Annotated in this window: 8 protein-coding genes; 5 read left to right on the forward strand and 3 right to left on the reverse strand. The window is 69.4% G+C overall.

What is annotated here, in order from left to right:
- Window positions 1-150 precede the first annotated feature (150 nt).
- The gene (dnaE, locus tag ACGFU6_RS37070; protein WP_393616964.1) at window positions 151-3,687 is read right to left on the reverse strand and encodes a DNA polymerase III subunit alpha; all 3,537 of its coding nucleotides are present in this window, start codon (window positions 3,685-3,687) and stop codon (window positions 151-153) included.
- A 188-nt stretch (window positions 3,688-3,875) separates the two neighbouring features.
- On the opposite strand from dnaE, the gene ACGFU6_RS37075 reads away from it, so the two are divergent.
- The 3 genes from ACGFU6_RS37075 to ACGFU6_RS37085 are packed head-to-tail and all read left to right on the forward strand — an operon-like array spanning window position 3,876 to window position 6,852.
- Window positions 3,876-5,201: a DUF2252 domain-containing protein gene (locus ACGFU6_RS37075; protein ID WP_393616965.1), complete on the forward strand. Its 1,326-nt coding sequence runs from the start codon at window positions 3,876-3,878 to the stop codon at window positions 5,199-5,201.
- 60 nt (window positions 5,202-5,261) lie between these two features.
- Entirely contained in the window at window positions 5,262-5,984 is a 723-nt protein-coding gene (locus tag ACGFU6_RS37080; protein ID WP_393616997.1) for a hypothetical protein, read from the forward strand.
- 52 nt (window positions 5,985-6,036) lie between these two features.
- A complete protein-coding gene (locus ACGFU6_RS37085; protein ID WP_393616966.1) occupies window positions 6,037-6,852 on the forward strand; it encodes a DsbA family protein in 816 nt (271 codons plus the stop codon).
- A gap of 60 nt (window positions 6,853-6,912) precedes the next feature.
- Here ACGFU6_RS37085 and ACGFU6_RS37090 read toward each other — a convergent pair whose 3' ends face one another.
- Window positions 6,913-7,491 (reverse strand): dienelactone hydrolase family protein, encoded by a 579-nt coding sequence (locus ACGFU6_RS37090; RefSeq protein ID WP_024492661.1) that lies wholly within the window; start codon window positions 7,489-7,491, stop codon window positions 6,913-6,915.
- 37 nt (window positions 7,492-7,528) lie between these two features.
- Between ACGFU6_RS37090 and ACGFU6_RS37095 the strand changes: the two genes are divergently transcribed.
- Complete coding sequence (locus ACGFU6_RS37095; protein ID WP_393616998.1) at window positions 7,529-8,650, forward strand: mechanosensitive ion channel family protein; 1,122 nt, start codon at window positions 7,529-7,531, stop codon at window positions 8,648-8,650.
- A gap of 27 nt (window positions 8,651-8,677) precedes the next feature.
- On the opposite strand, the gene ACGFU6_RS37100 is transcribed toward ACGFU6_RS37095, so the two are convergent.
- Window positions 8,678-10,264: a Na+/H+ antiporter gene (locus ACGFU6_RS37100; RefSeq protein WP_393616967.1), complete on the reverse strand. Its 1,587-nt coding sequence runs from the start codon at window positions 10,262-10,264 to the stop codon at window positions 8,678-8,680.
- Between the two features lie 240 nt (window positions 10,265-10,504).
- Between ACGFU6_RS37100 and ACGFU6_RS37105 the strand changes: the two genes are divergently transcribed.
- Window positions 10,505-12,820: a hypothetical protein gene (locus ACGFU6_RS37105; RefSeq protein ID WP_393616968.1), complete on the forward strand. Its 2,316-nt coding sequence runs from the start codon at window positions 10,505-10,507 to the stop codon at window positions 12,818-12,820.
- Window positions 12,821-12,838 lie beyond the last annotated feature (18 nt).

Raw genomic sequence — 12,838 nt, forward strand, 5'->3', positions numbered from 1 at the left:
CATCTGCCCACCCCAAACACAACGTCGGCCTGACCCACCAACGAGATGGATCAGGCCGACGTCACGACGAAGGGGCATTCGCCAACAGCATCCGCTGTGCGGGAGCGCCCCTCTCGTGCGTGTACGGATCGTGCGTGTGCCGACGACCGCTCAGCCGGCCAGGCAGGACGGGCCGAGCAGCACCTTCAGGTCTCCGAAGAGCGCCGGATCGGCCTTCACCCGGTGCCGGTCGAGCCGGAGCACCGTGGTCTTGCGGGGACCCTGGAGCCTGATCCGGACCTCCGTGTCGCCGCGGTGGCTGCTGAGCACCTCGCCGAGCCGGCTGACCATGGGCGGCGTGATCTTGACCGTGGGGATGGTCAGGATCACGGGGGCGTTGGTGCCCGCGTTCGAGATGTCGGGGACCTGCATCTCCATGGCGACGAGCCGGGGCACGTCCTCGCGCTTGTCGAGCCGCCCCTTGACGAAGACGACCGTGTCCTCGACGAGCTGGGTGGAGACCAGCTGGTAGGTGGCGGGGAAGAACATGCACTCGATGGAACCGGCGAGATCCTCGACGGTGGCGATGGCCCAGGCGTTGCCCTGCTTGGTCATCTTGCGCTGGAGGCCGGAGATGATGCCGCCCACGGTGACGATCGCGCCGTCGCTGTGCTCGCCGCCCATGAGCTGGGAGATCGCGGCGTCGGACTTGTCGCTCAGCACGTGCTCGATGCCGAAGAGCGGGTGGTCGGAGACGTAGAGCCCGAGCATCTCGCGCTCCTGGGCCAGCAGGTAGGACTTCTCCCACTCGATGTCGGAGAACTCCACGTCGAGCCCGAAGCCCGGCTCGCCGCTGTCCTCCTCACCGCCGCCGAAGAGGTCGAACTGCCCCTCGGCCTCCTTGCGCTTGACCTGGACCACGTTGTCGATCATGGGTTCGTGGTGGGCGACGAGCCCCTTGCGGGTGTGGCCCATCTCGTCGAAGGCGCCTGCCTTGATGAGGGACTCCACGGTCCGCTTGTTGCAGACGACCGCCTCGACCTTGTCGAGGAAGTCGGGGAAGGTGCTGTACTTCCCCTTCGTCTTGCGGCACCGGATGATCGAGTCCACTACGTTCTGTCCGACGTTACGGATGGCCGTCAGCCCGAAGAGGATGACGTCGTCACCCTGGGCGGCGAAGTTCGACTCGGACTCGTTGACGTTCGGCGGGAGCACCTTGATGCCCATGCGGCGGCACTCGTTGAGGTAGACCGCCGACTTGTCCTTGTCGTCCTTGACCGAGGTCAGCAGCGCCGCCATGTACTCGGCGGGGTAGTTGGCCTTGAGGTAGCCCGTCCAGTAGGTGACCAGGCCGTAAGCGGAGGAGTGCGCCTTGTTGAAGGCGTACCCGGCGAACGGGACCAGCACGTCCCACAGGGCCTTGATCGCGGCGTCGGAGAACCCGTTCTTCTTGGCCCCGGCCTCGAACAGGACGAAGTTCTTCGCCAGCTCGTCGGCCTTCTTCTTGCCCATCACGCGGCGCAGGATGTCGGCCTCGCCGAGCGAGTACCCGGCGACGATCTGGGCGGCCTTCTGGACCTGCTCCTGGTAGACGATGAGCCCGTAGGTGAGGCCGAGGACCTCCTTGAGCGGCTCCTCCAGCTCCGGGTGGATCGGGGTGATCTCCTGGCGGGCGTTCTTGCGCTCGGCGTAGTTCGTGTGCGAGTTCATGCCCATCGGGCCCGGCCGGTACAGGGCCGAGACGGCGGAGATGTCCTCGAAGTTGTCGGGCTGCATCTGGCGCAGCAGCGAACGCATCGGCCCGCCGTCGAACTGGAAGACGCCGAGCGTGTCGCCGCGGCACAGCAGCTCGTAGGTCTTGGGGTCGTCGAGCGGGAGGGCGAGCATCTCCAGGTCGATGCCCTTGTTGGACTTCACCATCTTGATGGCGTCGTCCATGATCGTCAGGTTGCGCAGCCCCAGGAAGTCCATCTTGAGCAGGCCGAGCGACTCGCACTGCGGGTAGTCCCACTGCGTGATGGTGACGCCGTCGGAGTGCCGCACCCAGACCGGGGCGTGGTCGACGATGGGCTCGCTGGACATGATGACGCCGGCGGCGTGCACGCCCATCTGCCGGACCAGGCCCTCGACGCCCTTCGCGGTGTCGATGACCTTCTGGACGTCCGGCTCGTTCTCGTACATCCCCCGGATCTCGCCCGCCTCGCTGTAGCGCGGGTGCTTGGGGTCGGTGATGCCGTTGAGGTCGATGCCCTTGCCGAGGACGTCGGCGGGCATGGCCTTGGTGAGCCGGTCGCCCATCGCGTACGGGTAGCCGAGGACGCGGGCGGAGTCCTTGATCGCGTTCTTGGCCTTGATCTTGCCGTAGGTGCCGATCATGGCGACCTTGTCGGCGCCGTACTTCTCGGTCACGTACCTGATCACCTCGACGCGCCTGCGCTCGTCGAAGTCGATGTCGACGTCGGGCATGGAGACGCGCTCGGGGTTGAGGAACCGCTCGAAGATCAGCCCGTGCTCGATCGGGTCGAGGTCGGTGATGCCCATCGCGTACGAGACGATCGAACCGGCGGCGGAACCACGGCCGGGGCCCACCGCGATGCCGTTGTTCTTCGCCCACATGATGAAGTCCGCGACGACCAGGAAGTACCCCGGGAACCCCATCTGGATGATGATGTCCATCTCGTACTCGACCTGCTTCTGCCGGTCGTCGGGGACACCGCCCGGGAAGCGGCGGTTCATCCCGACCCGTACCTCCTCCTGGAACCAGGTGATCTCCGTGAAGCCCTCGGGGATGTCGAACTTCGGCATCAGGTCGCGCTTCTCGAACATCCCGCTGGTGTCGATCTGCTGCGCGACCAGCAGGGTGTTGGCGCAGCCCTGCTGCCAGGCGTCCGAGGAGTCGACGGCGTACATCTCGTCCGTCGTCTTCAGGTAGTAGCCGGTGCCGTCGAAGCGGAAGCGGTCCGGGTCGGAGAGGTTCTTGCCGGTCTGGATGCACAGCAGCGCGTCGTGCGCGGTCGCCTCGTTGGCGTAGGTGTAGTGCGAGTCGTTCGTGACCAGCGGCGGGATGTCGAGCTTCCGGCCGATCTCCAGGAGCCCGTCACGGACCCGGCGCTCGATCTCGATGCCGTGGTCCATCAGCTCCAGGAAGTACTTGCCCTCGCCGAAGATGTCCTTGTAGTCGGAGGCCGCCCGCACCGCCTCGTCGAACTGTCCGAGCCGGAGCCGGGTCTGCACCTCGCCGGAGGGGCAGCCGGTGGAGGCGATCAGGCCCTCGGACCACTGGGAGATCGTCTCCCTGTCCATCCTCGGCCACTTCTGCAGCCAGCCCTCGGCGTAGGCGTCGGAGGACAGCTTGAAGAGGTTGTGCAGGCCCTTGGCGTTGGACGCCCAGATCGTCTTGTGGGTGTAACCGCCGGAGCCGGAGACGTCGTCGCGCTTCTGGTGCGGCTGGCCCCACTGGATCTTCCGCTTGTGCTTGCGCGACTCCGGGGCGACGTACGCCTCGATCCCGATGATCGGCGTCACATTCGCCTTCTTGGCCGAATGGAAGAAGTCGTAGGCGCCGTGCAGGTTGCCGTGGTCGGTCATCGCGATGTGCGACATGCCCATCGTGTTCGCCGCCTCGAACATGTCCTTGAGCCGCGCGGCACCGTCCAGCAGCGAGTACTGGGTGTGGACGTGAAGGTGCGTGAAAGGCGGCTTGGTCACGGCGCTGTGCCTCCGGGAAAACTGAGGATGTCGGCTTGAGGGGACAGCGTGGAAGTCTACGTCTCCCGGGTCACGGGTGACGGGTGACGGGCACTACGGGATACGGTCGCGCGTTGGAAAAGCTGGGACGCCCGTCCCATTTGTCATGTACGTCGTCACGCACGCCAGGTACCAGGAGGCACCCAGAGATGTCGGAAACGCAGACCGGCGCAGCGCAGCGCGGGGAGCAGATCCTTGAGGTCTTCGACACGGCGTTCGGTGAGCTGCTGGCCGCCGATCCGGCTGCCTTCCGGGTCAAGTTCCGCAAGATGGCGGGCTCGGCCTTCGCCTTCTACCGGGGTACGGCATGCCTGTTCTACGGCGACCTGGAGCGGGAGCGGCACGGCGGCCCGTATCTCGACGAGCGCACCGGCAAGGTGTGGATCCACGGCGATCTGCACGCGGAGAATTTCGGCACGTACATGGATGCCAACGGCCGGCTGGTCTTCAATGTGAACGACTTCGACGAGGCGTACGTAGGCCCGTTCACCTGGGACCTCAAGCGCTTCGCCGCCTCCGTCGCCCTGATCGGTTACGCGAAGGCGCTGGGCGACGACCAGATCACCGAACTCGTCCGGGTCTACGCCGCTGCCTACCGCGAGCGGATCCACGCACTGGCGACGGGCGCGAAGAACGACGAGGTGCCGCCCTTCACGCTGGACACCGCCGAGGGCCCGCTGCTGGGCGCCCTGCGTGACGCCCGCGCGCTGACCCGGTTCTCGCTGCTCGACTCGATGACCGAGATCCGTGACTTCGAGCGCCGCTTCGCGGACGGCGGCGGGGCGATCGACCTGGACGCGGCGACGCGCTACAAGGTCCTGGCGGCGTTCGACGGCTATCTGGAGACGCTGCCGGAGTCGAGCCTGACCCGCCCCGACTCCTACCGGGTCAAGGACGTCGTCGGCAGGCGCGGGATCGGCATCGGATCGGCCGGGCTGCCCTCGTACAACATCCTTCTGGAGGGCAACAGCGACGCCCTGGAGAACGATGTGGTGATCTACCTCAAGCAGGCACAGACCCCCGCGGTCTCCCGGCACATCACGGACGGCGCCGTACGGGACTACTTCCAGCACGAGGGGCACCGCACGGTGATCTCGCAGCGCGCCCTCCAGGCGCACGCCGACCCGTGGCTGGGCTGGACCGAGCTGGACGGCTCCGGTCAGCTGGTGGCCGAGGTGTCGCCGTACGCGGTCGACCTGGACTGGTCCGACATCGACGAGCCCGAGGAGATCGCGGCGGTCGTGGCCGACCTCGGCCGGGCGACGGCGACGATGCACTCCGCGGCGGACGACGAGAGCGGCCACTCGCTGGTGCCGTTCTCCACCGAGCGGGCGATCGACGCGGCGATCGCGGCGGACGAGGAGGGCTTCGGGGACCTGCTGGTGGACTTCGCCCACAGCTACGGTGCCAGGGCGCGCGCCGACCACCAGATCTTCGTGGACCTGTTCCGCAACGGCCGGATCCCGGGGTTGTGAACAGAGGGAGCCTGCGACTTTAGGGCTCGCATACAGGTTCGCATGCGACACTCCTCGACGATGGACATATCCGGGACGCAGCTCAGGCTCGTACGCGCGGCGCTCTTCACAGCGCTCGTCGTGACGCTGTCGGCTGCGTCCCATGTGCTGCTCTCCCAGGTCCCACTGCCGCTGCCGCTCCTCGCCGTGCTGGCCGGCGGGGTCTTCGCCGTCGCTTACGCGCTGGCCGGCCGGGAGCGCGGCTTCGGGGCGATCGCCGGGCTGCTGGTACCGCTGGAGCTGGCCGCCGACACCGTCTTCACCACCGGCCAGCACCTCTGTTACGGCGCGGCGGGCGGTCCGATCACCGGGCCGCTGCGTTCGGTGGGCGTCGATGTGTTCTGCGGCGGCGGTGACGTGGGCGCGGGCGCGACGTCGTTCGCCGGCGTCGGCACCCCGCTGGCCTCGGTGACCGGTGCCGGGCACGGCGCCGCCGCGCTGCTCGCCTCCCCGGGGCCCCTGGTGCCCTGGCTGCTGCTGGCCGCCCATGTCACGGTCGGGCTGCTCGCGGCGGCCTGGCTGCACCGCGGTGAGCTGGCGCTCGCCGGGCTGCTGGGGGCCTTCGCGCTGCTGGCGTTCCGGCCGCTGCTGGTCGCGGTCGCCGTGGCGGGCACGGCCCGGCACCGTGTGCGCCGCCCGGTCCGGCCCGCGCCCCGCGGCCCGCACGCCCACGCACCCGCCCGCCTCCTCGTGCACTCCGTGGGACGGAGGGGACCGCCGCGCTCGGCCTGCGCCACCGCCTGAGCACACGAGTCCCTGCCAACGCACGACCCACGCACCCCACGGAGAACTGACCATGAGCAACCGCAACAGCCAGGCCAACAAGTCCGCCGCCCGCGAGCGGCTGCGCGCCGAACGCGACCGCCAGGCCAAGAAGGACAAGACCCGCCGCCAGGTCGTCGTAGGCGTCTCGATCGTCGCCGTCCTCGCGATCGCCGCGGGCGTCAGCTACGGCGTGATGCAGCTGAACAAGCCGGACCACTGGGACGACGTGGCCGACGCGAAGAGCGTCACCGTGCCGAAGAACACCTCGGGCAAGGACGGCACGACCGTCGTCGTCGGCAAGTCGACCGCCAAGAAGACCCTGGAGCTGTACGAGGACTCCCGCTGCCCGATCTGCGCCACGTTCGAGCAGACGGTCGGCGAGACGGTGCACAAGGACGTCGACGCCGGCAAGTACAAGGTCAAGTACATCGGTGCCACGTTCATCGACAACAGCGACAACGGCGAGGGCTCGAAGAACGCGCTGAGCGCGCTGGGTGCCGCCCTCGACGTGAGCCCCGAGGCTTTCCTCGACTACAAGTACGCGCTCTACTCGGCGAAGTACCACCCCTCGGAGACCGAGGACAAGTTCAAGGACGACTCGTACCTGCTCAAGGTCGCCGACACGGTGGACGCGCTGAAGGGCAACAGCGGGTTCGAGAAGAACGTCAAGGACGGCAAGTTCGACACCTGGGCGATGAAGATGTCCGCGGCCTTCGACAAGAGCGGCGTCCAGGGCACCCCGACGCTCAAGATGGACGGCAAGACGCTGACCGGCTCGGACAACAAGAACGCGCCGATGTCCGTGGAGGACTTCAACACCGCGATCACCGGGGCACTGAAGGGCTGATCCGCCCCGCTCCCGAAGGGCTCCGCGCGGCACGTCCGTCGCGCGGGGCCCTTCGCGTGCTCACAGCGTGGCGAGAAAGCCGATCGCGACCTTCCAGGCCAGCTCGGCCGAGGCCTGGTCGAAGTCGGGCAGCTCGGCGTCGGTGAACAGGTGTCCCGCGCCGGGGTAACGGTAGATCTCGACGTCGGCGCCGGTCCGCCGCATCTGGAGGTACCAGGAGTTCAGCCAGTCGTGTGTCTCGTACGGGTCCGGGTCCGCGACGTGCAGCTGTACGGGCAGCTCGTCCACCGAGGCGCTCTCCGCGATGTCCGACGTACCGTGGAACATCAGCAGCCCGCGCGCCTTCGCGTCCCCGAGCGCCAGCGTCTGGGCGACGGACGCGCCGAACGAGAAGCCGGCGTAGACCAGTCCGGAGTCGGAGTAGGGTGCGGCGGCCAGCACGGCCCGCTTGAGCAGCTCCTCCTTGCCCGTCTCCTGCTGGAAGGCCAGTCCTTCCTCGACGGTTTCGAAGGTGTGCCCCGCGAAGATATCGGGAACGCGCACCTCGTGCCCGGCTGCACGCAGCCGGTCGGCGGCCGCGTGCACCGCGGGGCGCAGACCGTATGTCGAGTGGAAAAGCATGATGTTCATAAGGCCCATGGTGCCAGTTGCAGTCGAAAGCTTGGAGAACGACAGGATGGAGAACGTACTGCGTCCGCTGATCACCCTCGGCGGCTCGGTGGCGATCGCGCTGCTGGTCGGCTGGCTGGTGGACCTGCTGCTCAGAAGGGCCGACGGGCGGCATCGCGAGACACCGCTGTGGGGTCTGCTGCGGCGCTGCGGCATTCCCTTCCAGCTCACGTTGTGCACCGCGCTGCTGCGGGCCGGCTACACCCACACCGGGCTCGACCTGATCACCGACCACCGCAAGGGCATCGGCCAGGCGCTGACGCTGGTGATGATCGGCGCCTCGGCCTGGCTGGTGCTGCGCATAGCCATCGCCGTGGTGGACTCGGTGTACGCGCGCTACGCGGCGAACACCCAGGACCCGGCGCGGGTGCGGCGGGTCCGGACGCAGGTGACGCTGATCCAGCGGGTGGTCACCGCGATCGTGACGACGATCGCCGTCGCCGCGATGCTGCTGACGTTCCCGGCCATGCGGACGGTCGGCACCTCGATGCTGGCCTCGGCCGGCGTGCTCGGCATCGTCGCCGGTGTCGCCGCCCAGTCGACGCTCGGCAACCTCTTCGCGGGCCTGCAGATCGCCTTCGGCGACATGGTGCGGATCGGCGACACGGTGGTGGTGGACGACGAGTGGGGCACGATCGAGGAGATCACCCTGACGTTCCTCGCGGTACGGACCTGGGACGAGCGGCGGATCACGATGCCGGTCTCGTACTTCACCAGCCAGCCCTTCGAGAACTGGTCGCGCGGCGGGGCCCAGATGACGGGTTCGGTCTTCTTCCACCTGGACCACTCGGCGCCGGTCGCCGCGATGCGCGACCAGCTGCGGGACATCCTGGGCGACTGCGCAGCGTGGGACGGCCGGAACTGGTCGCTGGCCGTCACCGACACCACCCCCTCCACCGTCGTGGTGCGCGCGGTGGTCACGGCCAAGGACGCGGACGACATCTGGACGGTGCGCTGCGCGGTCCGGGAGCAGCTGATCGGCTGGCTGAGCGATCACCATCCGTACGCGCTGCCGCACATCGCGACGGCGCCCGCGGCGCTGCCGCCCGAGGACGGGTGGCCGGTCGCCACCCACCCGAACGGGAAGGCGACGGACCGGGGCAGGGCCCCGAGGACCGGACGCGGCTGACCGGCCCGGTACAGGGGCGGGCGCGGGTCAGCGCAGACTTCGTACGTCCAGCTGTCGCAGCACCCGGTCGACGATCTCGGGGTCGGCCCCGGCCTCGCTGCGCGCGGAGAGCACCGCGTGGCGGGCGGCCGACATCATCTCGCGCTGGATGCGGCTGACCGCCTTGAACCGCTCGGCGCGTTTCGCGTACGCCTCGCGGCGCTCGCTGTCGACCATGTCGGGGCTGATCCGCGCCCCCACGTCGTAGGCCAGGCGCTGGAGCCGCTCCACGACGTCCTCGGGGAACTCCTCGACCTCCTGGATCTCCTTGAGCCGCTGCCGGGCGGCCTTGGCGGCCCGGATCGCGAGGTCCCGTTCGAGCGCCGCCTCCACATCGGTGTCGGCGCGGACGCCGAGGCGGCGCACCAGCCAGGGGAGGGTCAGGCCCTGGAAGACGAGGGTGACCATGATCACGGTGAAGGCGATGAAGACGATCTCGTCGCGGCCGGGGAACGGCTTTCCGCCGTCCGTCGTGAGCGGGATCGCGAGTGCCAGTGCCACCGACGCCACCCCGCGCATCCCGGCCCACCACATGACGACGGTCTCCCGCCAGCCGGTGGGGATCTCCTCGCTGAAGTCGCGGCGGGTGTGCAGCCGCTTGGCCAGCCAGGTCGCGGGCAGCAGGTAGAGCAGCCGGACACCGGCCACGACGCCGACGACGGCCAGGCCCCAGCCGGTCATCTGCAGCAGCCGTCCGTCGGCGGTCCCGAACACGCTGTGCAGTTCGAGGCCGATCAGTCCGAAGGCGACCCCGGTGACGAGGGTGTCGACGATCTCCCAGAAGGTGCGGCCGGTGAGCCTGCCGAGCACGTCGTCGGCGTCGGCGGTGTGCTCGGCGAGGAAGAGTGCCGTGGTGAGGACGGCGAGGACGCCCGAGCCCTTCAGCTCCTCGGCGAGGACGTAGCTGACGAACGGCACCAGCAGGGTGAGCCCGACCTGGAGTGTGGCGTCTCCCAGCAGGCCCATGAGTTTGATGGTGAGCCAGCCCAGTGCGAGGCCCACGGCCACGGCGACGACTGCGGAGAGGGCCAGCAGCCCGAAGGCCTCCGGCAGCGAGAAGGTGCCGCTCACCGCGGCCGCGATCGCCACGTGGTAGAGCACGATCGCGGTCACGTCGTTGAACAGCCCCTCGCCCTCCAGGATGGAGACGAGCCTGCGGGGCAGCCCGACCGAGCCGGCGACGGCGGTCGCCGCGACCGGGTCGGGCGGTGCGACGAGCGCGCCGAGTGCGACGGCGGCGGCGAGGGGCAGGCCGGGGACGATGGCGTTGGCGACCGCGGCCACGGCCGCCGTCGTCAGAAAGACCAGCGCCACGGCCAGCAGAAAGATCGGTCGTTTATTGGCGGCGAACTGCCGCCAGGAGGTGCGCTGCACCGAGGCGTAGAGCAGCGGCGGCAACAGCGCGGGAAGAATGATCTCGGGCGGGATGTCCACATTCGGGACGAAGCTGAGGAAGGCCATCGCGACGCCCGCGAGCGTCATCAGCACGGGCGCGGGCAGCCCCAGCCGGTCCCCCAGTGGCACGGTGACCACTGCCCCGAGCAACAGCAGGAGCAACAGGGCCATTTGGTCCACGAGGTGCCTTCCGGAGCGCGGCGAGCCGGCCTCGGTGAGCGGCCGATCCGGAGTTCCAGCCTGCCATGCGAGGTCCGCGATTTGGGCAACACCCCCGCCACGCAGCCCTCCTGACGGCTCATTCCTCCGATGTTTCTGCGGTCAGTCCTCTTCCGCTGCCCACGCCGGACGGGCAGTATGCGGCGTGCGTATTCAGGGACGAGAACTCTCACCACATACATGACTGGCAGGAGAGACCACGTGACCGCGTTCTCCCGAAGGCACTTCGTCGGCACGGCCGCAGCCGGCACTTCCGCGCTCTGGCTCGCCGGCTCCCCCACCGCATGGGCCTCGGCCACCACCGCGTCCGCCGGCCGGCCGGGTCCCGACGTCCACGAGAAGACCGTCCGGGACGCCGCCATGACCTGGCGCACCCTCCCCACCGGCTGGCAGGAGGCCCCGTTCCTCGCCAACGGCTACCTCGGTGCCAAGCTGTACGCGGGCGGGTCCGCCAACACCCTGAAGCTGATGATCAGCCACAGCCAGGTGCAGGACCAGCGCGGGCAGTGGCGCGGCGGCATCGGCTTCTCCCGGCTGCCCATCGGGTACTTCACGCTGACCCTGGCCGGGGAGATCACCGGCGTGGACTGGACCCTGGACCCGTACGACGCCGAGCTGCGCGGCACCGTCACCACCACCCGCGGCTCCCTGGCCTTCTCCGCCCTCGTCCAGAACGACACGAGCGCCCTGCTGGTCTCCACCCGGCCGACCCCGGGCGAGGAGGCCTCGGCCTGGGCCTTCCAGTGGCTGCCGGCCGCCACCACCCGCAGCAGCGGGAAGCCCGAGGACTACACGCCCAACCCGGACCCCCGGACCGGCGACGGCTTCGTCGAGCAGCCGCTGCTCGCCGGCGGCGGCTGGACCACCGCCTGGCGCGAGCGACGCGAGGGCACCGGCCGGCTGCTCGCCACCCACCTGGTGTACCGCTTCCCCGGCCAGGTGTCGCAGGCGACGGCGGACGCGCTGCGGGCCGTGGACCGCACCCTGGCCTCGGGCCCGGACCGCCTGGTGGACCGTCACCGGCGCTGGTGGCACGCCTACTACCGGCGCAGCTTCCTCTCCGTACCCGACAAGCGCCTGCAGAGCTTCTACGTCCTCCAGCTCTACAAACTCGCCGCCGCGACCCGGGCCGGGGGTCCGACGATCTCCGAGTGGGGGCCCTGGTTCCCCGAGGTCGGGAACAACTGGACCGCAGTCTGGTGGAATCTGAACGTGCAGATAGGCATGGCGCCGGTGCACGGCTCCAACCACCCCGAACTCGACTCGGTGACCAGCACGTTCCGCCGCTTCGAACACAACCTCCCGGCCTCCGTCCCGGCCGCCTACCGCGACGGCGAGAGCTACGCGCTGGGCCACCCGTCCGACTGGCAGCTGCGCGCGGGCGACACCTACGACGTCGGCGCCCCCGGCTCGGACCATGTCTCCGACAACTTCGGCAACCTCATCTGGGCGCTGCACAACGTCTGGCAGTCCTACCGGCACTCGATGGACCTGTCCGTCCTGCGCGATGTCGTGCACCCGGTCCTCGCCAAGGCCGTCAACTTCTACGCGCACTTCCTGCACGAGGGCCCGGACGGCAGGCTGCACCTGCTGGAGACCCGCTCCCCCGAGTACGCCGACGCCGAGGACTGCACCTACGACCTCTCGCTCGTCCGCTGGGGCGTGCGCACCCTGATCGCGTCCACGGAGCTGCTGCGGAACGACGACCCGCGCCTCGCGCGCTGGCAGGACATCGAGCGCCGCCTCACCCCGTACGCCGAGGACCCGGCGGCCGGGGTGATGATCGGCAAGGACGTCCCGCTGGCCGACTCGCACCGCCACCACTCGCACCTGCTGTGGCTGTACCCGCTGCGCGAACGGAACTGGGACCGGGACACGGACCGCGAGGTCATGCGGCGCTCCATGGACCACTGGGTCTCGATGCGGGAGCTGTGGCACGGCTACAGCTACGCGACCGCCTCCTCGATGTACTCGGTGATGTCCGAGCCGGAGAAGGCTCTCGACTTCCTGACCTTCTTCACCGGCCTGAAGGTGGTCGCGGACTGTCGGATGACGGTCAACACGATGTACCGCGAGGGCAGGAACCTCGCCCTGGAGAGCCCGCTGTCCGCGGCCCAGTCGATGCTCGACATGGTGGTGCAGGGACACGAGGGCGTGGTGAAGGTGTTCCCGTCCGTCTCGGAGCGCTGGGCCGACGCCTCGTTCGCGTCACTGCGCACCCAGGGCGCCTTCCTGGTGGACGCCGACCGCTCGGACGGCGCGACGCGCTGGGTACGGGTCCACAGCGAGGCGGGCGCTCCGCTGACCCTGGACCACTCGGTGCGGGGCCCGGTCGAGGTACGGGACAGCCGTGGCCGCCCGCTGAGCTGGCGGGAGAGCGGGCCGGGCCGGATCACGGTCGCCCTGCCGCGCGGGGCCACCGCGGTGATCACCCCGAGGGGCGCCCGCCGGAGCGCGACGGGCCCCCGCGACGTGCCGTCGAACGGGGCCTGGACGAAGTGGGGCCTGCCGGGCTGACCGGGCGCGGTGGCCGGC

The organism is Streptomyces sp. NPDC048462, assembly GCF_043200175.1.
In the GTDB taxonomy this organism is placed as follows: domain Bacteria; phylum Actinomycetota; class Actinomycetes; order Streptomycetales; family Streptomycetaceae; genus Streptomyces.

What these genes read in the sequence shown, in the direction of transcription:
- ACGFU6_RS37075 (WP_393616965.1), top strand. Translation starts at nt 3,876, where the DNA reads ATGTCGGAAACGCAGACCGGCGCAGCGCAGCGCGGGGAGCAGATCCTT.
- ACGFU6_RS37080 (WP_393616997.1), top strand. Translation starts at nt 5,262, where the DNA reads ATGGACATATCCGGGACGCAGCTCAGGCTCGTACGCGCGGCGCTCTTC.
- ACGFU6_RS37085 (WP_393616966.1), top strand. Translation starts at nt 6,037, where the DNA reads ATGAGCAACCGCAACAGCCAGGCCAACAAGTCCGCCGCCCGCGAGCGG.
- ACGFU6_RS37090 (WP_024492661.1), bottom strand. Translation starts at nt 7,491, where the DNA reads ATGGGCCTTATGAACATCATGCTTTTCCACTCGACATACGGTCTGCGC.
- ACGFU6_RS37095 (WP_393616998.1), top strand. Translation starts at nt 7,529, where the DNA reads ATGGAGAACGTACTGCGTCCGCTGATCACCCTCGGCGGCTCGGTGGCG.